This window comes from Paenibacillus sp. GCM10028914 (genome assembly GCF_042666275.1).
In the GTDB taxonomy this organism is placed as follows: domain Bacteria; phylum Bacillota; class Bacilli; order Paenibacillales; family Paenibacillaceae; genus Paenibacillus_AQ.
This window is the reverse complement of sequence record NZ_JBHTFO010000018.1, coordinates 136,791-161,646: the sequence shown is the minus strand read 5'-3', so window position 1 is coordinate 161,646 and position 24,856 is coordinate 136,791. Positions and strand designations below refer to the sequence as shown.

Sequence of the window (24,856 nt, the reverse complement as noted above, 5' to 3'; positions counted from 1 at the left end):
TTTAATAAACCCTAAAATGTTTTAATATAACTTGAATGAATCCGTTTACATTATTAAAATAACATATAGGAAATACATTGTAAACATGGAAATGTAAATCTTTTTATGTTTTTATAAAACAAAGTAGTTAATTTGTCATATTTCCGTATAATTCAGCTCATAAGTTAACGAAACGCCTTATTTCTACTGCATTTTTCTTTTGATTACCAAAATGAAATTAACCATTAAATATGTAATTAATATTCAGTTTATACATTATTCACTTTCTAATTCCGATCATTTAGTTTATGATAATCTAAATCAAATGTTAAAGACTCCTACTGGAAGAGGGTTTTATAGAATGATCTATATTAAAGATTTGATGAGCGGAATTGATATTTTCAAAGCATTGAGTTCGGAGATTAGAATTCAAATCATCGAACTTCTTGTCAAAAACCAAGCCTTGAATCTAAATGAATTGGCCACAAAGCTTAACCTTAGTAATGGAGCCATCACGATGCACATCAAAAAATTAGAACAAAGCGGCTTGATCGAAATCAGCACCACAGTGGGGAAGCATGGCATCCAGAAAATTTGTTACCTCAATAAAGACAAGCTATTGGTTGATTTGAGAAGTAAAGAAGTGAAAAACCTATACGAAGTAGAAATCCAAGTAGGACATTACAGCGATTATCAGGCTGCTCCTACCTGTGGTTTAGCTACTAAAGACAGCATCATCGGCGACTTTGATGATCCCCGATATTTTGCCGATCCACAACGTATTAATGCTGAAATCATATGGCTCGCCGAAGGTTTCCTGGAATACAAAATTCCTAACTACCTCAAACCTAACCAAACCTTTAAAGAAATCCAATTTTCTATGGAGTTAGGGTCTGAAGCCCCTGGTTTTTGCGATAACTATCCTTCAGATATATACTTCTATATTAATGGAATCGAAATCGGATGTTGGACCAGTCCGGGAGATTTCGGAGACGCACGAGGGACGTTCAATCCCGATTGGTGGCCACCTCATCTTAACCAGTACGGTATGCTGAAACTGATTCGTATCAACAACGATGGAAGCTTTATCGATGGATGCCGGATTTCCGATGTGACACTGGACGAGATACAACTGGATTACAAAAGCGATCTAACCTTCCGAATCGCCGTAACCGATAAACCAACTAACAAACGCGGGCTAACAATCTTCGGTAAAAATTTCGGTAACTACGGCCAAGACTTACTCGCACGAGTACTGTATGATGTCCATGAATAAGCTAAGAGTACATATCGTGCAGAGACACATCCCAATTCACTTAACAATTAATAAACTCTAGTTATAAGCTGGTGTCGGTATTTAAACGGCACCAGCTTCTTTACTTTACTTTACTTTTCTTTGTTTCCCAAGCTCTATACTGACTGGTTATGCTTCATTCAGCGCCCGTAGCAGTGTATGGCGGTTAAGACGAACTTTATGTGCTCCACGAAGGCTGCGTACGAACAGATCATCGCTGATAGCGAGCTCCTTTAGGCTGGCCGGACCGCCAGCCTGAAGGAGCAGCTCTGCTAGCTCTTCAGGGGAGGGCACATCAGCGAGCCAGCTGCGAACTTGATCACCATGCTGGCGCAGTACCTCCGGCTCAACTCCTGGATAGACACCGCGTTCTGCAGCGTCTTTATACAGGCGCGAGATTTCTACACAGGCAACGCCAACCTTAGCTCCGTGCAGTAGCGCCTTGTGTCCCAGACTCAAATATTCCATCTCCCAGTAATGGGAGAGGTGGTGCTCCGCGCCAGAAGCTGGATGCGACTGCCCGAACAGCAGCATGGCAATGCCGGACTCAATTAGCGCTGACATAAGCACCGTGATCCCCTCTTCCGTACGCTGGCCAATTTCACTAGCATGTTCTACGCAAGAGCTCAGAGCCTTCTCGGTGATCAGTGCAGCCTGTTCATGATACGGCTCTCCCGCTGTCAAATGAGAGAACTTCCAATCGAACAAGGAAGTATATTTGCCAAGCATATCCCCAAATCCGGCAGCAACAAGCTGCTGCGGTGCCCGCATCAAGATATTAAGATCGGCGAAGATTGCAGTCGGGGCTACAGCTGGTACGGTAATTTTGACTCCACGAATAATGAGCGGAGCTCCCGCTGACGTAAACCCATCCACCGAAGGAGCTGTTGGCACGGAGAAAAAAGGAATCCCGCTCTTGTACCCTGCAAACCTAACGATATCGTGAATTGTGCCGGACCCGACAGCTACGAGTGCATCAGTCACCCCTGTCTCGATTGCCAGAAGTAACTGAACAACCGCCACTTCGTCTGCGATAACGTCCCCCTTTGCATCAGGCTTCAGCAAGCAAATTGACAGCTCTAATCCTGCTTCACGGAGACTTCGTTCCAGCTCCCGCCCCGCGGCTTCATAGGTGTTATCATCTACTACTAGGACCAAGTGTCTCGCGCCGAACTCCTGCATGAATGGTGCGATCTGTTCCATCGCGCCGGCCTTCAAGACAATTCGTCCAGAGAACGGCAATTCTGTAACTTGTGACATCGCAAATTCCTCCCATCCCAATAGTCCTTTAAGCTCCAGCTGAGTCCGCCACACCAGTCATACCCTCAGCAATCATTTGGTCGTCAGAACTCAGTACCGACGCTATGGACAGGTATTTGGGAAATTTCTATTACTCCGCTGATTTTTTAATATTCTTCAAGCGTTTCATCACGTCGTTCTCACCACGACCGAAATAATCATGAAGTTTGCTGTATTCTTGATACAAGCGGTCGTAAACCTTTACGTTCTCCGGAATCGGCTTGAACGTTTCCTCCTTAACACGTGCCATCTGCGCTGCGGCATCGATGATTGTATCGTATCCACCTGCTTCTGCGCCTGCAGCCACAGCAGCAAACATCGCAGCTCCCAGTGCCGGTGTCTGTTTAGAATCAGCGACAAAAATTTCACGGTTCGTCACGTCCGCGTAAATCTGCATAAGCAAACGATTTTTTTGCGGCAGACCGCCACATGCGTACAATTCATCTACCGCCACACCGTTCGAATGGAATGCATCGACAATTTTTCGCGTACCGAAGGCGGTAGCTTCCAGCAGAGCGCGATACATTTCCTGTGGTTTGGTCAGAAGTGTCATGCCCAGAAACAAACCTGTTAAATCTGTGTCCACTAGGACAGATCGGTTTCCGTTCCACCAGTCTAAAGCAAGCAGCCCAGTCTGGCCTGGTTTGTACTTCGCTGCTTCCTGCTCTAGCCAGGTATGTACCCCCAGGCCTTCCTCTGCAGCAGCTTCCTTAACATAGGCAGGTAATGCTTCTTCCACATACCACTCGAATATATCGCCGACAGCAGACTGCCCAGCCTCATATCCGTATAATCCCGGAATGATTCCGTCTTCTACAACACCGCACATCCCTTCAACCTGCTTCTCTTCTGTTCCCAGCAGCATGTGACAAATCGAAGTTCCCATTGCCATGACAAGCTTACCCGGTGTTACGACACCCACTGCAGGAACCGCAGCGTGCGCATCCACATTACCGACAGCTACAGCAATCCCCGGCTTCAGCCCCATCATTTCTGCCATTTCCTGTGTCAGGCTGCCTGCGCTTGTTCCGAGTGGAATCACTTCACCGCGCAGTTTTGTCTCGGTCAGATTTTCCAAACGTGGATCGAGCGCTTTAAAATACTCCTTGTCTGGATAACCATCCTGTTTGTGCCAAATCGCTTTATAACCTGCCGTGCAACTATTCCGGACAATCTTCCCAGTCATTCGAGAAATGACCCAGTCTGTCGCTTCCAGAAACATGTCAGTCTGTTCATAAATATCTGGAGCCTCATCGAGAATTTGCCAAACTTTTGCGATCATCCACTCGGAGGAAATCTTTCCGCCATAGCGTGGCAAGAATGCCTCTCCCCGCTCTTCAGCAATCCGATTGATCTTGTCGGCTTCTGGTTGGGCAGCATGGTGTTTCCAAAGCTTTACCCAACTATGTGGCTGATCAATGTATTTAGCATCAAAACACAACGGCTCGCCTTGTCCGTCTATCGGCAGCATCGTGCATGCTGTAAAGTCGATACCGACGCCGATCACTTCCGCAGGATCGATACCGGATTCCTTGATCACAGCAGGCACTGATTTTCTGAGCACCTCCAAATAATCATCCGGATGCTGCAAAGCCCAGTCATGTTCTAGCTTAATATTCGAACCAGGAAGCTGTTCGTCGATGACATGATGTGGATAAGGAGTAACATGATCGGTAACCTCGCGGCCATCCGCCAGATCCACCAGTACAGCGCGGCCCGATTGGGTGCCGTAGTCGACCCCAATCGTATACTTCTTACTCATGGCTAACCCTCCTGTTAATGGTTATAAGTGAATAAAGTCCGTCATTTATTTCTGACCGTAATAAGCGTTTACCCCGTGTTTTCTTAAAAAATGTTTGTCAAGTAAAGCCTGATCCATCGGTTGTGTATCAGGATTCAACTGCATCATTCGGGCAGCAATTTTAGCTACCTCTTCCAGCACGACTGCATTATGAACTGCGTTATGGGCATCCTTCCCCCACACGAAGGGAGCATGTGCGTGTACCAGTACGCCCGGCACCATGTTTGGATCCAATTCTGTGAACCGTTCCACGATTACATTGCCAGTCTCCAGCTCGTAATCCCCTTCGATTTCTTCTTTCGTCATAGGGCGCGTCACTGGGATCTCTCCGTAAAAATAATCCGCATGCGTCGTACCGTAAGCCGGCAACGATCGTCCAGATTGAGCCCAGCTCGTGCCCCAAGGAGAGTGCGTGTGCACGATCCCCCCAATATCAGGGAACGCACGATAGAGTATCATGTGGGTCGGTGTGTCAGAGGATGGTCGAAGATTTCCTTCCACAACCTTTCCTTGAAGATCCATCACGACCATATGCTCCGCCTTCAGTTTTTCATATGGCACCCCGCTCGGTTTTATAACAAAGAGGCCGCTGTCCCGGTCGATCCCGCTAACGTTTCCCCATGTAAAAGTGACAAGTCCATGTTGTGGCAACTCCAGATTGGCTTCTAGCACTTGCTCTTTCAAAGCTTCCAGCATGTTGTGTACACTTCCTTTCTGTTAACCGTCCAATCTAATTGTACGTACAAGTTGGTCTGCAGCGGGGCCGCCGCTTATCAATCTCTGGGGCCCTTACATCCCGTTTATTCGAACGACCGAATCCCGCTCAACCAACTCCGGTTCATAGACGGTATCTTCATATCCTGTTCCTCGCTCAATCATGTCGATCAGTTGTCTTGCAGCGTCTATTCCCATCTCCAATTTAGGGTGAGTCAATGTCGTAAGTTTTGTACCTGACGCCTCTGCGAGACTGGAATTATCAAATCCGATCAGCGACACGTCTTCTGGAACCCGCAACCCGCACTGAGTCACGGCTTCCATCAGCAGCAGCGCCAACTCATCATTGTAGCAGACAAAAGCTGTCGGCCGTTCTTCCGCTGGTCCACTAAGCAGCTTCACAGCCTCCCTATAAGGGATGTCTCTCTTTTGCTCAGTAACATAAGTAATGACCCGACTAGAAGCAGCAGGAATTCCTCGTTCCTTATGAGCTGCTAAAAAACCCTTCAAACGTCCGACACCCTGCAAATCATCGGTTTTGAAAAAACCGGCAATGCTGCGGTGACCTGCATCAAGCAGGTAACTGGTCGCCTTGTATCCGCCCTTTTCATCGTCAACTTTTAAGCATGGACATTCCAATTCCCGGTACTTCTCGTTAATCATTAGGTAAGGAATCCCCTTCTCCTGCAGATCGAGAAAATACCTTAGATTGAGGTTACCTTCAGCGCTACGTGTCGGTTCGATAATCAGACCACTCAGCGGTTGACTGGTCATGAGCTGCAAAGCTTCCATTTCCTTCATCTTCGTGTTATCCGTACTGCTAAGAAGCAGTCGGTAACCTCTGCTGCGCAGCTCTGACTCAGCTCCGCGGACGATATGTGGAAAGATATAGTCTGATATATATGTTGTAATAATCCCTATCGTCTTGACCTGCTCGCTTTCCCGCCGCTGCGGATTCCGGGCAAACGTTCCCTTCCCCTGAATTCGTTCCAGCCAGCCGTCTTTCTCCAGTTCACCAAAGGTCTGACGAACCGTTTGCCTGCTAAGGCCAAATTGCTCTGAAATTTCATTTTCGGATGGGAATTGGGCTCCCGGATGCAGTTTGCCCGATTCCAGCCACGAAAGCAATTCCTGTTTCAATTGCATGTATTTAGGGATTTTCCGTTTATTCATCTCATTATCCATCCTTCATTTATTCCAGCCGCTTTAACGCGGCTCGCACTTGTCTCTTAACCGCTATTGTATCACAGGCTGGGTAAACTCGGATGCTGTAGAATATCACCGTAAGCGGTAAGCTGCCTCACTCCACCGGAGTTCATTCTTGAAATTCCTTAGGGAAGTATCCTTGTCGATAATGACCGCCTCAATTCCAGCCATTTCTGCCCAGTCAGACAGTTGTTGCGAATTAATCGCATAAGAGAGAACCGTGTGGTGAGCACCACCTGCTAAAATCCACGCTTCAGCTGATTCGCGCAGAGACGGTTGTGGCTTCCAAAGGACGCGGGCTACCGGAAGTTTCGGCATCGGTTTCTCAACTTTGACGCCGTCAACTGCATTGACTAGCAGTCTAAAACGATGTCCCAAATCGATTAAGGAAGCATTGACCGCTGGACCATCTTGACCATCGAACACGATACGTGCTGGATCTTCTTTGTTGCCTATACCAAGTGGATGCACCTCAATTGTTGGCTTTGTTGCCGCGATGGTCGGACATACTTCCAGCATGTGCGAGCCAAGAATCATATGATTACCTGGTTCGAAATGGTACGTGTAATCCTCCATGAAGGAAGTGCTTTGGTTATCTGCGAGTACTTTCAACACCCGGGTAAGAGCAGCCGTTTTCCAATCCCCTTCGCCACCAAAACCATAACCAGCTTCCATCAAACGTTGTACAGCCAGTCCCGGAAGTTGCTTCATACCGTGCAGGTCTTCGAAAGTCGTCGTAAAGGCACCGAAATTGCCCGCTTCCAAGAACCGCTTCAAGCCGATTTCAATCCGCGCCTGATAGGCGATCGAATCGCGTACCGGTCCGTCACTGAGCCCCGCTGTGGTAATCGTATACTGTTCCGCATATTCTTTCAGCAGAGCCGCCACTTCAGCGTCACTCACTTCATTCATCACCTGAACGAGATCTCCAATACCATAGCCGCCTACTGACCAGCCAAGCTGGATTTGCGCGGACACTTTATCTCCATCTGTGACCGCCACCTCACGCATATTATCGCCAAAGCGTGCTACTTTCAGGTTACGGCTTTCTGCGTACGATACCGCAGTGCGCGTCCAGTCTGCGATATCACTTCGAACTTCAGCATCTTCCCAGTGTCCGACAACAACCTTACGTGCGATACCGAGACGTGCCCCGATGTGACCGTACTCCCGGTCACCGTGTGCTGACTGATTTAGATTCATAAAGTCCATGTCAATCGTTTCCCAAGGAATGTCACGGTTAAATTGCGTATGAAGGTGCAGAAGCGGTTTTTGCAGTTGTGACAAGCCTGCGATCCACATTTTAGCTGGTGAGAAGGTGTGCATCCAAGTGATAACGCCTGCACAAGTTGCATCTCCGTTCGCTTGAAGTAAAAGGTTGTATATTTCTTCCGGTGTCGTAACGATCGGTTTAAATACGACAGGGAATGAGAACACCGGATCTTTATCGAACTGCTCCGCGATTTTGCGGGAATGCTCTGCTACCTGCTCCAGCGTTTCTGGACCATATAAATGCTGGCTTCCAGTCACGAACCAAAATGAATACGGTTTCAAATTCATTATTTTAGCGCCTCCATAAGTTTGATAATTGCAATTGACTTGTACTTACAAATAGATAATAAACAGATATTTTTCTGATATTGTACGTACAAGTTGTGGTAAACCTATTCTATTCCTGTTGCATTCAAAAATCAAGCGTTAAAATGGATGACAAAAGACCGAAAATCAAGGTTATGATCAAAGCACTTGAATCCGATCTCGTGTCTGTTATCAGATTTTATGCTTAAACCTTATCCTTATTCCACCATGCTCCTTTTCTTTCATTTTCGGAAAACACCAGTTCCTTGCTCCAGTCTTCATCACCCAATACGGAGCACGTCGCCCACGCAACCCGATTACGACACACTGCTTGTGATTCTGGAGTAACATATTCACCATAGACAACGGTAGCCTCATTCTCCGGATCGTTCCAGTTATCCCATCCCTGTTGGTGAATATGACTGCCGACCCGGCAATTCACAAATGCGGTTTGTGCATAAGGCCGCCACGGCCGTCCCAGATATACCGAGCCTTCAAGCACCCCTTCAGCCGCAGTCAAATAACAATCCCGAAAGACATAGCCATTTTTCTGGTTCTTTGGTGTAGAAGCGGCCGTAATGTATCCGGGACTATCCTCTTTAATATGCCGAAGACTACGGATTTCACAATGTTCAAAATACGCTGTGGCCCCTCCAAAAATAAAATCAACCGTGCCCTCAATCAGGCAATTACGATATAACTGACGGTATTCAGTATGATGCTCCCTTAGTTGAATGCCACCAAAGACAGATCGTTCCTTCGGCGAGGGGGGGAGCGGTCCTGTGAATAACGTATCCTGATTCCCCCTCAAAATACAATTCCTAAATACTGTATAATCACAATGTGCATAAACAGCGAGCGCCTGCCCCACATCGTCCCCCTGGCCTGCGGTGTTCGCGATGATGAGATTTTCAATAACCAGATGACTGCCGCCTAGAAATAAAGTCGGTGTAGCAAACGTACCGATCTCATTCCCCTGCTCATCTCGCTCCTTGGCACAACGATTCATAACGATTTCGACCTGCCCAATTCCAATCAGTGACAGATTGGAACGATATATCCGTACCGTCTCTTCATACACACCGGGTAAAATATGAATCTGGGCCGGATTATCTGATGTCTGGCTCTCCAAAAAATTTACCGCATCTTGAATGGAGCGAAAATTACAAAATGATTCCTTTCCTACAAGAACAACCATGTCAAAATCCCCTCTCAAAACTATCGGCCTAAGCCTTTTATTCGATGCAAGCAATCATTATGTATACACTATCCATCTAACAAATGCTTAGCCAGAAACGAAGTCCAGAGTGTACGCATCTCTGCGGTCTCCATATGTCCGCCTCCTCCTATAAACGGCTGCCAGTACTCGGATTTCCCGGCAGCATCATAATATTCACGAAGTCCACCCGCGAGCAGTTCTACCCCTTCTATCGGACAAAGTCTGTCATTTCGACCTACAAGACTCATTCTCGGACGCGGTACGATCAGCTTTTGAATATCCAGAGTCGTAAAATGCTTCAATAGACCAGGAACATAAGAATAGAAGCCATGATGATCCAGTCCTCTTTTCGCAATCAAGGTCTGGGCTTCCACCTGCCCGCAAATGTCGATGGTTACTTTGATCCGTTCATCAAGCGCGGCTAGCCACCAGGACATCAAGCCACCCATCGACATTCCGATTGTGGCAACCCGCGAGGCGTCAATATCTTGACGACCGCACATATAATCCAAAAACCTTCGGTTATCATACAGCATCATGCCCCACATGACTTGGCCATTCCACAGCATTTCTTTAACTAGTTCGCTTTCGGTCTTTCCGCCGCGCTCATTAAAGGCCCACATGTCGATACAGCAGACCACGCAGCCCATGTCGGTTAGAACCTTAGCGAATGAAGGTTCCTGCAGGTAAGGACTGCTAACGATCATCTCCTTGCGCCCGTTCCCATAATTCCCACCATGCGAATGGTTAAAGAGCACGAGCGGAAACGGTCCGGTTCCTTCTCGCGGTTTGGCTACATAAGCAGGAATTGGATCCATCCCGTAAAGCTCCAATAGCACTGTTTCCAAGTAATACCCATCCCGCTCCTCCAGTTTCAGCACTTTAGCCGATATTGGCCCGTCTGCTGGTAAATCTCCCAGCAATCTATTCAATTTTTCTCTCTCATCGTCAGGGTTCCAATTCATCTATTCATTCCTCCTTCTGCTAGCATTTATGAAATAATCCCCGGGGCGGTGCTGCTTAGCACAATCCCAGGGTGAATCCCTAAATAGATCAAGTAATACCGATAAGAATTTTTGTATCAACTATCCCGCCTCTTCAATTTTGATGTTCATTCAACGCCTTTCCATCTCCACATTCTTCGTGTACCACATCCTCCCCACTCATCTGTAAACGCTATCAAAAGTATTCCGCCGTATCCTTATGAAGTGGCTAAAGAACCCGCATATATTGCTTTATGCAGGTCCTGAGCCAGCCTGAATTTATTATTGGCGGTCTCTGCCTTGATATTTGAAGTATTCAAAGTCGGCAAAACTGCCTCCAAATTGGTTCATGTCATGTGCTGCGATTCCGATAAAGTTGCCGGTAAACCCGCCTGAAAGGAAACCGATGTTCTGTGAATTCCCGAGGGCTTTCCATGACTCCCCCTCATCCGTGCGATAGAAAAATTGCCCCTTTACTCCATTGACATCAACAGCCAGTTGAACTGCTCCGTCGCCATTCAGTTCAATCACAAATGGTTCGAGTTCAAATTCATCACGTGCGCACCGCAGGAGTCTCAGAACCTTGCCCTGATTTTCTTCATGAGTAATATATGCATACCAATAGTTATCCTCGTTTAAAAAGAGCATCAGCCCGGCCATTTGCAAATAAGAAACCGGATTGGATTCCACGCTCGTCTCTACGCGGAACGACTTGTCCGTCTGGCGTATCGCTACAACATGGTGATGGAACAAGCTTTGTGCAGATTCGCCAGATTGAATCCGCAGGAATCCTTCTCTTGCAGACAGCGAGCACCAGCTCTCATCAGCTAGTATGCGAAGTGTGTTCCAGTTCTTTTTCAGCTCGGGGCCTGAAAAATCATCTTCAAAATCCGTTACTACTTCTTTTGGGGATACCCCGTCTGGCAAAGGCACCTGCAGCAGCGGAGCATTACCTCCCGCCGTTAGACGAAGCCAGCCCTGCTCGTCCCAATACACCTGCTGCAGCGCGGTTTCCCTTCCCAAAATGGCATACTCGCCTTCTACCGGGCGCGTGCACAAATGTGCCATATACCATTCACCATCCTGTGTCACGACCAGACTACCGTGGCCGGCACACTGCAAAGCGAGTTCCGGATTATCTCGCGAAGTCAGCATCGGATTAATTGGATCCACTTCATAAGGTCCGAGCAATTCTGTGGATCGCGCTACCGTAACGGCATGTCCGCTGCCTGTTCCGCCTTCGGCTGTAATGAGATAATAATAGCCGTTTCGCTTGTAGATATGGGGAGCTTCCGTTTTTTTCAGCGGTGTGCAATCAAATAATTTCTGGGGCTTTCCTACCAATTTTCCCAAACGGGCATCATACTCTTGAATCACGATTCCACTCGATTTATTACCTTCGACGATGCGGTAATCCCACAAGCAATTGAGCAGCCACTTGCGGCCATCGTCATCATGAAACAAGGACGGATCAAAACCACTGCTATTTAAATAAACAGGCTCCGACCAAGGACCATGAATCGACGGAGATGTAATTAAATAATTATGGCAGTCCTTAAAAGGGCGCTTCGTGCTTTTCACATCGGTATATAGGAGATAGAACAATCCGTCATGATAGCTAAGTTGAGGAGCCCAAATACTACAGTTTTTTGGATTCCCTCTCAAATCCACTTGATGGGTCAAGATATCCGTGCAATGCTCCCAATCAGCTAGATTAGGAGACTCGTAAACCCGAATCCCGGGAAGCCATTCGAAAGAAGAAACTACGATATAATAAACATTCTCCACTCTTACAATACAAGGATCAGGGTTAAAACCCGGCAAAATTGGGTTTTGTGCCAATCCGGTTGTCTTTCCTTGAGTTATCATACTCGTCCTCCTCGTCTAAACTTCATCAGCATCCGGGTTCGCTGGCGGGGCATTCACCTGTACTAACAGTTCTTCCTTGTGCTTGGTGTTTCTGGATTCGCAGTGTAAGGCCGTAACCCGTTCTCCATTTTCAACATAAAATGCAGGTCCTTCATGGTTTTCAATCGTGACGTGATGAAAGCGGACATCCCTTACATTTCCTAGATAGAAGCCACGGTTGTTCATTTCGCTGATGCCCGCCATCATTGCCGGGACTCCTGGGACCGCATTCTCCGCCATAGAAATATCGATATGATCGAACGTAATTTCAGAAATGTATTGCTCGGCAAGGCCATACAAGAATCCAGCCGCTGCATGTACCCGTCGAGCGGTTATGTTGGCAAAGTGGATGCGACGGAAGGATGGAGTCTCCTCTGTCACGGGATAAGGATTTTTGTCCCATACATATTTGTCTTTGCCTCGAGGTCCGCAAAAATAATAGAGATTCAATTTAATCGGACAAATCACATCATCCATGACGATGTTGCTGATGCGGATATCTTCAATGATTCCCCCGCGCCCGCGACGGGATTTGAGGCGGATGCCACGGTCGGTATGCTGGAATACGCAGCCAGTAATCGTGACATTGCGGATACTCCCACTCATCTCGCTGCCCAGAACAACACCACCATGACCGTGGACCATCGTACAGTTCGAGATCGTTATATTTTCACAAGGAATCCGTTCCGCTGTGTCCTCAGTACCAGCTTTGATTGCAATGCAGTCGTCCCCTACATCAATATGACAGTTACTTATCCGCACATTCCGGCACGATTCCGGGTTAATGCCGTCCGTATTCGGAGAGTCAGCAGGATTATGGATAGACAAATTATCAACCGTAACATCGCTGCAACGTATGGGATTTACAGTCCAGCTTGGAGAATTGACCAGATTCAAATCCCTGAGCGTTACCCTGCGACAGTTGTAAAAGCTGATCAATGTTGGGCGAGGATATTCCAGTTCCTCCGGCGCATTTCTCTTCTTATCCCACCAAGGCTGACCGTTTCCGTTAATCTTTCCATTGCCTGTGACGGAGACATTCTCCAAGTCCTGGCCAAATATACACGGCGAATGTACCTCTTGAAGAACTCCCTCCCACCTCGAAGTCACGGGTGGATAATCCGCTGGATTTGTACTGAAAGACAGGACAGATCCAGGGCTCAGCATCAAATTGACATTGCTTTTCATCAGGATTGCACCTGTTAAATACGTCCCAGCAGGTACATATACAGTTCCGCCTCCCGCTGCGTTTGCGGCATCGATAGCCGATTGGATCGCTCCGGTCGTTAGAGTGTCACCATCTCTGACTGCCCCATAATCGATTATGTTATATACTTGCATCCTTCCTCCTCCTGTTCGCAGATCTTTAATGTCCTCTAAGTTCTTCATACTCGGCACATGCCTGCAAGAACGCTCCGACTCCCTTTAAATCGTTCGTAATAATCGGTTCACTAATATAGTAAGCGTACGTACCGTCCCGAAGATCCGCTCCGCCAAGTCCAGCCACCATACAGTTTTTATTTAAGTTGACCAATCCTTCTTTCGTTTCCAACACAAACTCCGTAATGAGCCCTTGATAAGCTTTATCCAATGTTTCCTTCCACTCATCTTCTTCTAGTACTCCAAGCCGGATTCCCTTGGCGATCGCAAACACGATCATGCTGGAAGCTGAAGCCTCTAAATAATTCCCTTTGCGATCACCCATATTTAGGACCTGATACCATACACCACTTGCCTGATCCTGAAAATTTCTCAAAGCCGTCAGTACATCGTTAAATATCCGAACAAGCTCAGCATAATCACTATGGTCTTTCGGAAGCAGCTCCAATGTGTCTGCTAAAGCCATAACAAACCAGCCCAAGGACCGGCCCCAGAAGTTCGGTGACAATCCGGTAGCAGGATCGCACCAAGGCTGGACCTTTTTTTCATCCCAAGCATGATATAACAGCCCCGTATTGTCATCCTTTGTATGCTTTTCGCAGAGAATAAACTGCTTCGTTATATCGTCTAGACCTTTTCCCTCTTCAAACGTCAACAAATATTCCAAATAAAATGGCGCCCCCATATAAAGGCCATCTAACCAAATCTGATAAGGGTATATTTGTTTGTGCCAAAAGGCGCCTTCGGACGTGCGTGGATGCGTAGCCAATTGCTCTCTCAGTAAATCTGCTGCTTGTCTGTATTTCTCTAAACCTGTTTCCTGGTAAAGCAAAAACAGCAGTTTCCCGTTATTGATGTGATCAATATTGTACTCATTCTGGCGGTATCCCCGTATACTCCCGTCTTCCCCGATAAAATAATCCATCTGGTCCTGAATATACTGAAAATACTTGTGGTCCCCTGTCACTTTCCATAACAGCGCAAAGCCTCTTAATACGACACCGTAATCATAAGACCATTTACCTTGATAGCCATTGCCCTCGTATAATTTCGGCGTTCGCTTCATGACGGACTCTGCGGTTTTGATAGCCCATTTCATCTGTTCTATTCACTCTCCTGTCGAAAAAATGACGGTCCTTGCCACAGATTCGTGGAAAGGACCCATTAGATTATTTAGTCTTGTTCAAATGCCCTAACACGAATTAGGAGTTAATGTCTTTATAGACAGCTTCGTATTCACTGATGATATTACTACCACCGGATTTCTTCCATTTCTCTACCTCTGCCTTGAAACCGGCCAAATCCATAGTGCCGAGAATATATTTATAAGTAGCGTCTGTAATTATTTTTTGTAACTCAGATCCCATGGTTGTAAAAGTATCCGATTCTAATGAATAGGCTGGATTGAAGACCGCGTATTTTTCATTTTCCAAAATTTGTCTGGCAGCTTCGACTTTCAGTGGGTCTGAATCATGGATTTTAAAACCTGGCTCCTTCGGACGAGAAGATGCATACGGCTGAACTTCCATTTCCCACTTCTTCTGATCCAGAATTGTAACAGCCATATCCGCATCGATGGAGTAATGAACACCTTCGATGCCATAGGTCATCAGTGCAAATATTTCCTCATCCATCAGATCATTGATGAACTTCAAGATACGCTTCAATTCTGCTTCATCTTTAACTTCGGATTTAGGAAAAGCCATGAGTCCACCAATTCCACCGTTACCTGCCCATATTGCACGGTCACTTTCGTTACCGGTCGAAGTAATGTTATTAACAAGTACTAATTCCATCATGTCTTGAAGCCCTTTAGCATCATTCAGTAGGTTCTTACCATCAAACAAAGCGCCTACGTAAATTCCCGCTTTACCTTGGGCAAAACCTCCTTGTTGGTCCTTCTTAGCTGTCACCGCGAAATCCTGATTAATATAGCCGTTATCATATAATTGCTTCATATAATCCATCGTTTTAACATATGCCTCTGTTTCAAACTCCGGCGTAAATTTACCGTCTTCGCTTACTGCCCAGTTGTTAGGAGCACCGTAATAAGCACTCAGCGTCTTGAATGCACCATAAATCAAATCGCTACGGTCAATAAATCCATAAGTGTCTTTTACCCCGTTACCGTCCGGATCCTGCTCGGTGAAAGCTTTGGCAACCGCCATTAATTCATCAGTTGTTTTTGGAACTTCCAATCCCAAATTATCGAGCCAATCTTTGCGGATCACGACGCCGTTACGTGCTACATCCTTAAGGAAAGGGATACCATATAGCTTGCCATTTATCGAAGCCGCTTCCCGCTTTTCTTGAGAGATCTCCGCCAGATTTGGGAACTCATCCAAATATGGTCCTACTTCCCAGAACACACCATTTTTAAGCGCATTACGAACAGACGCATTTTCAAGTATTGTCAAAGAGACGATATCAGCCAAGGAATCAGAAGCGAGAGCAGTATTAATCCGCTCCTCCTTGGACGCGTCAGGAACCCAAGAAAACTTAAGCTTCGTATTCGTTTTTTCTTCAATAAGCTTTTGGATATCACCAGTCGGTGTAGAAGCTGTATGTAGCATATTCATCCATGTGATATTAGCTGGTTCTTCAACCGCTGGAGTTCCTCCCTCGGATCCGGTTTTTGCATCTCCGCCAGCGTTATCTGTACCGCTACTTCCATTTGATTTTTGTCCCCCGCAAGCGGTCAATAAAAGGATACTTGCAAGCAATAAAACGCTCAGTAGCTTCATTTTAAACTTCATTTTTTCTACCCCTTTTTTTTGAAATTTATAGAAAGTACTATTACTAGTACACTCCATCTTCCCCAAATTTCTTAGCGAGCTTATTCGAAAGCATAACCAGTATTAAGCCGACCAGCCCCTTGAATAATCCGATGGTAGTACTGAAACTGAGCTGTCCATTTTTCAGACCGGCTGTATAAATATAGGTATCAAAAATTTCTGCAACCTCACGATTCAAGGAATTAAGTAAGAGGAACATATGCTCAAATCCCAGATCCAGCGTGCTGCCGATTTTCAGAATCAATAATATAATTATGACGGAGCGGATTGCAGGCAGGGTGATATGCCATGTTTTTCTCCAGCGTCCAGCGCCGTCCATTTCAGCCGCTTCGTACAACTGTGTATCCACGACCGTGATCGCCGCAAGATAAATGATCGTCGACCATCCAAGCTCCTTCCAAATGATTTGTCCGATGTACATCGGTCTGAGCCAATCTGGAGAGGTCAGAAAACTGATTTTCTTAAAGCCAAGCGCGGAAAGAGTTTCATTAATTACTCCGCCATCTACGTTCAGAAAAACGTACGTGATCGATACGATGATAACCCAAGACATGAAATGCGGAAGGTATATCATCGTTTGCACTGTCTGTTTAAACCATTTGTTCCGCACTTCGTTCAGCATCAGCGCCAAAATAATCGGAAGTGGAAAGAAAAACACGAGATTCATGGCAAACAGGATTAGCGTATTCTTAAATAGCATGAAAAACGTAGGATCCGTAAACAGACGGACGAAATGCTTAAAACCTACCCAGGGGCTGTCTGCAATCCCCAGATAAGGCTGATAATCCTGAAAGGCGATTATCAATCCTCCCATCGGAAAGTACTTAAATACAATGAAGTAAATGAGCCCGGGTAAAATCATGAGGTACAATAACCTGTTGCGAATTACACTTGCGAGAATTGGGGAAGTCTTCTTCTTATGTCCGGAGTCTAATCTTACTTCTCTCGTTGATACACTTGCTTTCACTCTGCAACCTCCTTAGAACGTTCCTTTTTACGTTATTAGCGTAATTGATGAGAGACGTTCCGTATATAATCATTAAATGATAGCGGTTACAAATCCGCATTACAGTAGCGTTCTGAGCTGCTTCGTCTCGTTTAATGATTACAAGCTAAGTTAATGAGCATTCAAACTTTTGCTTCCTTTTCCTACATTAAAACAAGACCTGCAATGGGGATTATTTACGTACTCCATCTTTCATTGTTAAGGTGGAATTGTCAAACGACGAAGAGGAGGATACTTAAGTGGCTCAAACTTTAAGAAAGAAAAAAACATCCATCGGTGATCTTGCGTTCCGGATTGTAAACAGCATTCTATTAGCTATTATTGCTCTTGTCTGTCTCTTGCCTTTTGTTAATATCATCGCCAGCTCTTTTGCATCAACCCAAGAAATCATAGAGAAAAAGTTCATCCTGTTTCCGACCACCTTTTCCCTAGATGCTTATCTGTACATTTTTTCTACGAAGACCATCTTTAAAGGAATGGGAGTTTCCATCGGAATAACGGTCATTGGAACTCTCGTGAGCATGGCTCTTACGGCTTTAATGGCTTACGGACTTTCCCGTAAATACCTTCACGGCAGAAATACGATCAATTTTATTGTCGTATTCTCCATGCTATTTAGCGGTGGAATAATTCCGACCTTTTTAGTCGTCAAAAGCGTAGGTCTAATCGATTCCTACTGGTCCATGATTATTCCAGGCGCCATTAACGCATTTAACTTGATTATCATGCGTAACTTCTTCCAGTCCTTGCCTGATAGTTTGGAAGAATCGGCCAAAATAGACGGATGTAAAGATTTCGGCGTATTCTTCAAAATTATGCTGCCCCTGTCACTGCCGTCGATCGCAACGATTTCACTCTTTTATGGGGTAGCGTATTGGAGTAGTTACATGAACGCAATTTTATATCTCAATGACTCGGAGAAATGGCCAATGCAGTTGCTTCTGCGTCAGATCGTTATCGTTTCTAGCGGTATGCAAGGAGATAACAGTGTCGTGGATGTTGTACCGCCAGCTCAGGCAATCAAGATGGCCGTTATCGTGATCGCTACTCTGCCGATGCTGATCGCTTATCCTTTCGTACAGCGCCACTTTGTTAAAGGGGCTATGCTCGGTTCGGTTAAAGGATAAATATCACCGCAAAGTAAACGCTGGAAGAAGCAAAAAAAAGAAGCCTTGCTCCAAGCGCAGACTTCTTTTTTTGCTTCCTTAGACGGCTTGCCTTGATTTACGGTACTCTCCCGGCGTGACATGCTCTTTTTTACGGAACGAGCGGATAAAGTTCTGTGGTCTTTGATACTGAAGCCGTTCCGCAATTTCTTTAACGGTCATATCCGACTCTACCAGCCACTTCTTGGCCATTTCAAGCCTGTAGTTCATCAAATAATCACTAAAAGTTGTTCCATGTTCTTTTTTAAAGATATTACTTAGATAATTCGGATTGTAATGTAGACGATCCGCGATTTGCTCAAGAGTCAATTCCTGATCGTACTCGGATCGGACGATTGTTGCTATTTCTTCGGAAAGACTACGGAACTGCCTGTTTGTCTTGTCCTTCATGCTTCTTACCATAGGGAATATAATTTCATCCACCAGCATACGTTCAATTTCTTCCGGATTTCTCGTATCCAGAAGCACATGATAAAGAGCGTAATTGTCTTGCTTAAGTAGGACTTCGATACCGAGAAGCTGTTCAAGCTGAATCAGATTGTTCACAAACCGGACCAAAGCCACCTCAAAATTCATAGAGTAACTGTTTTTCTTCATCATCTCTGCGAGTAGTAAATACAAAATACTGCTGACCTGCTCCCCGTCACCAAGACGGATCGCATCGAATAGCTGAGACTCTAGCTCCACAGGATAATGAAGCAGCACTGGGCCGGAGACAACCTGCGAAATATCTTCATAAAAAATAATGGATTCCTTACCCAAGTTGAGGCGATGATGTAAAGCTTGCTTGCCCATTTCACAGGCTTCCTTGCTTTTTAGTAAATCATCATAGCTTTCACTTATACCGATGCTGATAGAGAGCTTTATGTATTCCCTTGCCATTTTCATCAATGTTGTTGCTTGCTCAAACAGTTGTTTACGGATTTCCTCTTCGGTTTTGTCTTTAAACCGTAGAATTGTTGCTTGCGTTTTATCGTTCAAAATAATAGGAAGCATCCGCTGCTCCGGTGGAATCTGTTCTTCCACCAGTTTGTTAATCGCCAGCAGCAAAACATCCTTGTCTGAGGCTTCGTTTTCACCAAGATTGTCTAATTGAATCAGCATGGTTACATATAGAAACTCATCCATTGGCCGATACCCCAATCTAGACAGCTTCAAGGTAAGTTCGTCTGAAGTAACCCGATTACGGAACAGGTTCAAGATTAACTGCGTTTCAAGCTGCGGCTTTTCTGCTTCCATCAAGACCTCTAGACTTTCTTTTTCAGTCAATATCGTATCAATGGATTGAATAATCGTTTCAACTTCATTTCTGGTGGCGCCTTTGTCATCTAAGGAAAGACTCCGTTTGATTTGACGAATTGGCCTTGTAAAGAAAATGGCAAATATATACGCTACAATGACCATTAAAAGCGTCAGAACCGCTCCCATCGTAATGATTCCGAATCGGGTCATCTTCAGGGCGTCAGAGATCTCTTTTTGATCGAGCAAAGTTAGATAAACCCAGTTGTTATAATCTGACTTCGCAAATATGGCTTTTACAGGAGAATCATGGTTGTGGGCCTTTGGTAGAGTCAGCACACCCGTCTGTTCAGGATCTTCAGATATGCGTGATATTTCTTTCTTCAGCTGCTCATCTAAGAGTTCAACTTCCGACGGATTGCTTTCATACAACAGCTCGCCTTGCTTATTGAAAATAAACACGACGCTGTTATCTCCGGGTTGAATCGTTTGATTCAGCGACTCCAGCGAGATATCGGACAAAGCGATTGCTTGCTTGTTTTTGGAGAACACGGGCAATGTATTTACAAATCGTATTCCGGAATCTGTTTTGACCCAGAAAAGGCTTTCGTTCTTATTATCGATGTAAGAATCAATCAGCTCTTCTCTTTCATCTTCACTCAGCTTCGTCAACTTTCCATTTGAAATACGCCAGTTCTGGACCAGACTGATCAACGAGTAGTCCGTCCGTTCCATACCCATGATGGCGATGTAGTTAAGCTGGGTGTTTACATTCCGATATGCGATGAAATCTTGCTCCGAAATCGGATTTTTTACAACTTCGCTAAACGACGTTGTTGTGCTATACGTATCAAACGCGTATTCAATGGTTCGGATTTGCTGCTCCAAATTGTTTTTGGTCTGTTCAATAAAGTTTTGCTTGTTGTCCGAGATCCGCTCATTTACGGAACTCACTGTGCTGAAATAAATATAAATCGCAAAGCTGACACCAAGACCAATTCCGAGCACGAGAATAGGAATAAATATTTTATAAAACAACATTCCTCTGTGCATCAGCTAATTCTCCTTTCTAAAGTCAACGTTATTATAGCGCTTTCATCAAAAGAGTGACAACATAAATTTTAACGTGTGCATTTAATAAATTCCTTGACTTTTAAAGAAAATACAACATAGAATGAAAGCGTTAAATCATATTAATTTCCCTTGAAAGAAGAGGTCTCATGGTCACGATTAAAGACATCGCAAAAGTCGCCGGCGTTTCACATACGACAGTTTCTCGCGCACTTAACGGCAATCCACTCATCAAAAAAGAGACACGGGATAAAATTGAAAAGCTCGCCGCGGAGCTGAATTATATCCCCAATTTCAGTGCCAAAAGTTTGGTTATGAAAAAATCGTACACCATCGGGTTGTTTTTTTCCAGTATTGACCAGGGTACTTCGGATAGTTTTTTAGTCGATGTTATCCGAGGGATCAATCATGTCCTTGATGAAAATTACAGTTTGACGGTACACGGAATTGATAGCATTCGGCATCTGGACGGCATTTCCCGTCAGCGGTTTGATGGGATTCTGGTCATGAGTCAAAGCGACGCGGACAACGAGTTTATCTACCATGTCAAAAGAAACCACATCCCGTTAGTCGTACTCAATAGACATCTGGAGGACCACGGAATCATGAATGTTGTAGCGGATGACAAAGGCGGGGTGCGAGAAGCGATCGAGTATGCTATTAGTCAGGGGCATCAGAAGCTCGCGATGATTGAAGGTAAATCCGGTTTTAAATCTTCGATAGAGCGTAAACAGGGGTTTCTCGAGAGCTTGCTCGCTCATAGTATCCTTCCGAATCCAGATTATTTTGTGAGCGGGGATTACAGTATTGAGAGTGGCTACCGAGCTATGCACACTTTGCTCGCCCTGCCGGTTCCACCTTCACTTGTGTTCTGCGCAAACGACGACATGGCAATTGGTGCGATGAAAGCTTGCTACGCAGCACAAGTGACCGTCCCGGATTCGATATCTCTGATCGGGTTCGATGATATCGTGTTCGCCCAGTACACCAGCCCGGCCTTGACAACTGTTCGCAAACCGGTTGCCGATATTAGCATGCTTGGCACGAATAAACTTCTTGAACTCATGCAAGAAATGGAGACGAAACCTGAACAATCTCTAGTAAAAACCAAACTCATGATCCGGCAGACTGTTGCCAAAATATAAGTCTAAAGATTCAGTAGCCTGAAATGGATTCAGTTCGGCTTCGCTAAAATTTATATAAATTTATAAATCTAAAAAAAAGAACCACTCTTTTTTTTAGACAAAAATGTTCACGTGTGCATAGTTATTTTTATACAAGGAGTGAAACATGACAATGACAACCGTGCTTTCCAGAAACGCATTCCCTACACTACCCTCTTATCCTGAGCGAATGATCCAGTTTGGGGGAGGAAACTTCATGCGAGCCTTTGTGGATTGGCAGCTTCAGCAAATGAACAACAAGGGCATGTTCCAGGGAAGTGCAGTCCTCATCAAGCCAACTGATCAAGGGGTTGATGACCTCCTAAACGAACAGGACTGCCTCTATACTGTTCTTTTGAACGGTATTTTGGACCAGAAAATGATAAGTGACAGGGAAATTATAACCTCCGTTAGTCGATTAATTAATCCTTATAATGATTATGAAAGCTTCCTTGCCTTGGCAGAACAGGATGAGCTCGAATTTATTACCTCAAACACCACCGAAGCAGGAATTACTTATCATCCCGAAGATCGGCTGGACGAAGCACCGCAAAAAAGTTTTCCAGCTAAATTGACAGCATTACTTTACAAACGCTTTCAATTGGGTAAAAAAGGTTTCGTTATCATTCCTTGTGAGTTGATCGACCGCAATGGGGAAAAGCTGCGCGAAATCGTTCTACAGTACGCCGCAGATTGGAAGCTCGGAAATGATTTTGTGCATTGGCTGGAAACCGAAAATACATTCTGTTGCAGTTTGGTGGACCGGATCGTTCCAGGATATCCGCGCGACAAGGCAGAAGAACTGGAACAGGAGCTCGGTTACCAGGATAATCTGATGGTTGATGCGGAACCCTTTCTGTTCTGGGTCATTGAGGGACCTACTTGGCTTGAGGAAGCATTTCCGCTGGCAAAGGCGGGACTGAATGTGGTCATTACGTCCGATATGACACTATATCGAGAACAAAAGGTCCATTTGCTCAACGGTCCTCATACTGCCATGGTGTCTTTGGGACTACTCGGCGGGTTAGAAACCGTAGAGGAAGTGATGAATGACAACTTGTTTTCCGTCTTTGTGCAGCAATTGATTGAGGATGAACTCATTCCGATGCTTGATCTGCCACTACAGGAATTGCAGTCCTATGCTGAAGCAGTTCAGGAACGGTTCAAGAATCCGTTTATCCGTCACGAACTGACTTCTATTTATCTCAACAGCATTTCCAAATTTAAGACCCGTCTGCAGCCTGTACTGCTGCGTTACCAGCGAGAACGCGGTGAACTTCCGAAATTGATCACCCTCTCTTTTGCCGCGCTGCTGCTCGGTTACCGGGGAGACCGTCTTCATCGTCAGGATAGTCCGGAAGTATTGACCGTATTCGATGAAGCTTGGAAAGAACCACAATCCTTTATTTCTGTCATTCTAAAGCGCACTGACCTTTGGGGAGAAGATTTATCTTCCGTTCCCGGACTAGTTCAAGAGCTGGAAAATAACATACGACAGCTCGATTCATTGGGTAGCCGAATTACTCTGAAACAAACGATTGGAGGAGAAATTAAATGCAGCGACTCATGAAAATGAACACCAGGGATACGGTTGCCGTAGCCTTGAGCCAAATTAAAGCCGGAGAAGAAATCCAATTTGGAGATCACACCTACACTGCCAGACAGGATATCCCTCAGGGACATAAGATCGCTCTGATCGATTTTGCCAAAGACGATATCGTCAACAAATATGGGTATCCCATCGGTCATGCAACAACCGAAATCTCCAAAGGAGAGCATGTGCATACGCATAATATAAAAACCAATTTGGCCGGGGAAGAAAATTACGAATATCATCCTGATCTACAACCGGTAACCTATCCCAAGCGCCAACTAACCTTTGATGGCTACCGCCGTACTAACGGAAAAGTAGGCATCCGTAATGATCTGTTTATTGTGCCAACGGTTGGTTGTGTGAATGGTATCGCTGAGATGATCATTACCGAGTTCAAGTCAACCCATCCTGAGCTTGGCTCCTTCGACAATATCACCGTGCTTAAGCATCCGTATGGTTGTTCGCAGCTTGGTGACGATCATCGGATGACGCGGAGCATTCTACTAGATGCCGTGAATCATCCCAACGCTGGCGGAGTACTCGTGTTCGGTCTAGGCTGTGAAAACAATATTGTTGCCGAATTCCGCACGATGCTGGGCGACTATGATGATAGCCGTATCAAATTCCTGGTTGCACAGGAGGTTGGGAATGAGGTTGAGGCGGGTCTTGCACTACTGGAAGAAATCTTCATAGCTGCGAAGGATGACCGCCGCGAGCCCGTACCGATCAGCGAGCTTAATGTAGGACTGAAATGTGGAGGCTCCGATGGATTTTCCGGCATTACCGCCAATCCTCTGCTGGGCGCATTCTCCGATTTTCTCATCGCTCAGGGCGGAACCACTGTTTTGACAGAAGTACCTGAAATGTTCGGAGCCGAAAAAATGCTCATGGCTCGTGCCGAAAGTCGTGAGGTATACGAGGACATCGTCTCTTTGATCAATAATTTCAAGCAATACTTCATGTCGCACGGCGAACCCGTATACGAGAATCCTTCTCCGGGCAATAAAGCAGGTGGCATCAGCACACTGGAAGATAAATCACTCGGTTGCACCCAGAAGGCAGGAAGCGCTCCGATTGTCGATGTTCTGCAATACGGTGAAAAATTGCGCAAAAAAGGGCTCAGCCTTCTGCAAGCCCCGGGTAACGATCTGGTCGCTTCCTCTGCCCTCGCTGCATCTGATTGCCAGCTCGTCCTGTTTACAACTGGCCGCGGAACCCCTTTTGGCAGCTTTGTTCCAACGGTCAAAGTTGCTACGAACAATGATTTATATGCCAATAAGAAACACTGGATGGACTTCAACGCGGGTCCACTTCTGGAAACACCGATGAACATCGTGTTAGAGCAATTTATCGATTACATCATCGCTGTCGCAAGTGGACAAAAAACGCAGAACGAGAAAAATGAGGTTCGTGAACTGGCAATCTTCAAAACCGGCGTAACTTTATAGCATTAGGCATCGT

18 protein-coding genes are annotated in these 24,856 nt (G+C 45.6%); 5 read left to right on the top strand and 13 right to left on the bottom strand.

The genetic code is table 11. The features are described from left to right. Window positions 1-340: 340 nt before the first annotated feature. Window positions 341-1,255 (top strand): ArsR/SmtB family transcription factor, encoded by a 915-nt coding sequence (locus ACFQV5_RS21185; protein ID WP_379249726.1) that lies wholly within the window; start codon window positions 341-343, stop codon window positions 1,253-1,255. Between the two features lie 147 nt (window positions 1,256-1,402). Here the strand turns inward: ACFQV5_RS21185 and ACFQV5_RS21180 are convergent, their stop codons facing one another. The 12 genes from ACFQV5_RS21180 to ACFQV5_RS21125 all read right to left on the bottom strand — a co-directional run bounded on the left by ACFQV5_RS21180 (window position 1,403) and on the right by ACFQV5_RS21125 (window position 17,018). Next, complete coding sequence (locus ACFQV5_RS21180) at window positions 1,403-2,533, bottom strand: sn-glycerol-1-phosphate dehydrogenase (RefSeq protein WP_379249724.1); 1,131 nt, start codon at window positions 2,531-2,533, stop codon at window positions 1,403-1,405. Window positions 2,534-2,663: 130 nt separating this feature from the next. Next, window positions 2,664-4,334, bottom strand: coding sequence for a ribulokinase (locus tag ACFQV5_RS21175; protein WP_379249722.1), 1,671 nt, complete (start codon window positions 4,332-4,334; stop codon window positions 2,664-2,666). Between the two features lie 45 nt (window positions 4,335-4,379). After that, a complete protein-coding gene (gene araD, locus ACFQV5_RS21170; protein ID WP_379249720.1) occupies window positions 4,380-5,069 on the bottom strand; it encodes an L-ribulose-5-phosphate 4-epimerase in 690 nt (229 codons plus the stop codon). Between the two features lie 93 nt (window positions 5,070-5,162). After that, entirely contained in the window at window positions 5,163-6,260 is a 1,098-nt protein-coding gene (locus ACFQV5_RS21165) for a GntR family transcriptional regulator (protein ID WP_379249718.1), read from the bottom strand. Window positions 6,261-6,365: 105 nt separating this feature from the next. After that, on the bottom strand, window positions 6,366-7,853 hold the full coding sequence (gene araA / locus ACFQV5_RS21160) for an L-arabinose isomerase (protein WP_379249716.1): 1,488 nt from the start codon (window positions 7,851-7,853) through the stop codon (window positions 6,366-6,368). Window positions 7,854-8,076: 223 nt separating this feature from the next. Further along, complete coding sequence (locus ACFQV5_RS21155; RefSeq protein ID WP_379249714.1) at window positions 8,077-9,069, bottom strand: pectinesterase family protein; 993 nt, start codon at window positions 9,067-9,069, stop codon at window positions 8,077-8,079. A gap of 68 nt (window positions 9,070-9,137) precedes the next feature. Then, window positions 9,138-10,055, bottom strand: coding sequence for a dienelactone hydrolase family protein (locus ACFQV5_RS21150; protein WP_379249712.1), 918 nt, complete (start codon window positions 10,053-10,055; stop codon window positions 9,138-9,140). Window positions 10,056-10,355: 300 nt separating this feature from the next. After that, complete coding sequence (locus ACFQV5_RS21145; RefSeq protein ID WP_379249710.1) at window positions 10,356-11,942, bottom strand: glycoside hydrolase family 43 protein; 1,587 nt, start codon at window positions 11,940-11,942, stop codon at window positions 10,356-10,358. Between the two features lie 15 nt (window positions 11,943-11,957). Beyond that, on the bottom strand, window positions 11,958-13,322 hold the full coding sequence (locus tag ACFQV5_RS21140; protein WP_379249708.1) for a glycoside hydrolase family 28 protein: 1,365 nt from the start codon (window positions 13,320-13,322) through the stop codon (window positions 11,958-11,960). Between the two features lie 25 nt (window positions 13,323-13,347). Further along, window positions 13,348-14,460, bottom strand: a complete 1,113-nt coding sequence (locus ACFQV5_RS21135) for a glycoside hydrolase family 88/105 protein (RefSeq protein WP_379249706.1) — start codon at window positions 14,458-14,460, stop codon at window positions 13,348-13,350. 103 nt (window positions 14,461-14,563) lie between these two features. Next, window positions 14,564-16,117: an extracellular solute-binding protein gene (locus ACFQV5_RS21130; protein ID WP_379249704.1), complete on the bottom strand. Its 1,554-nt coding sequence runs from the start codon at window positions 16,115-16,117 to the stop codon at window positions 14,564-14,566. A 43-nt stretch (window positions 16,118-16,160) separates the two neighbouring features. Further along, window positions 16,161-17,018, bottom strand: a complete 858-nt coding sequence (locus tag ACFQV5_RS21125) for an ABC transporter permease (protein ID WP_379251106.1) — start codon at window positions 17,016-17,018, stop codon at window positions 16,161-16,163. 383 nt (window positions 17,019-17,401) lie between these two features. Between ACFQV5_RS21125 and ACFQV5_RS21120 the strand changes: the two genes are divergently transcribed. Next, the gene (locus tag ACFQV5_RS21120) at window positions 17,402-18,289 is read left to right on the top strand and encodes a carbohydrate ABC transporter permease (RefSeq protein WP_379249702.1); all 888 of its coding nucleotides are present in this window, start codon (window positions 17,402-17,404) and stop codon (window positions 18,287-18,289) included. Window positions 18,290-18,367: 78 nt separating this feature from the next. Here ACFQV5_RS21120 and ACFQV5_RS21115 read toward each other — a convergent pair whose 3' ends face one another. Beyond that, entirely contained in the window at window positions 18,368-20,620 is a 2,253-nt protein-coding gene (locus ACFQV5_RS21115) for a helix-turn-helix domain-containing protein (RefSeq protein ID WP_379249700.1), read from the bottom strand. A 167-nt stretch (window positions 20,621-20,787) separates the two neighbouring features. On the opposite strand from ACFQV5_RS21115, the gene ACFQV5_RS21110 reads away from it, so the two are divergent. The 3 genes from ACFQV5_RS21110 to ACFQV5_RS21100 all read left to right on the top strand — a co-directional run bounded on the left by ACFQV5_RS21110 (window position 20,788) and on the right by ACFQV5_RS21100 (window position 24,843). Beyond that, window positions 20,788-21,783 (top strand): LacI family DNA-binding transcriptional regulator, encoded by a 996-nt coding sequence (locus ACFQV5_RS21110; RefSeq protein ID WP_379249698.1) that lies wholly within the window; start codon window positions 20,788-20,790, stop codon window positions 21,781-21,783. A gap of 145 nt (window positions 21,784-21,928) precedes the next feature. Next, window positions 21,929-23,371 carry a tagaturonate reductase gene (locus ACFQV5_RS21105; RefSeq protein ID WP_379249696.1) on the top strand — a complete coding sequence of 481 codons (1,443 nt, stop codon included), beginning with the start codon at window positions 21,929-21,931 and terminating at the stop codon, window positions 23,369-23,371. Next, window positions 23,356-24,843, top strand: a complete 1,488-nt coding sequence (locus ACFQV5_RS21100) for a UxaA family hydrolase (RefSeq protein ID WP_379249694.1) — start codon at window positions 23,356-23,358, stop codon at window positions 24,841-24,843. Before ACFQV5_RS21105 ends, ACFQV5_RS21100 begins: the two co-directional genes overlap by 16 nt. Window positions 24,844-24,856: the final 13 nt, after the last annotated feature.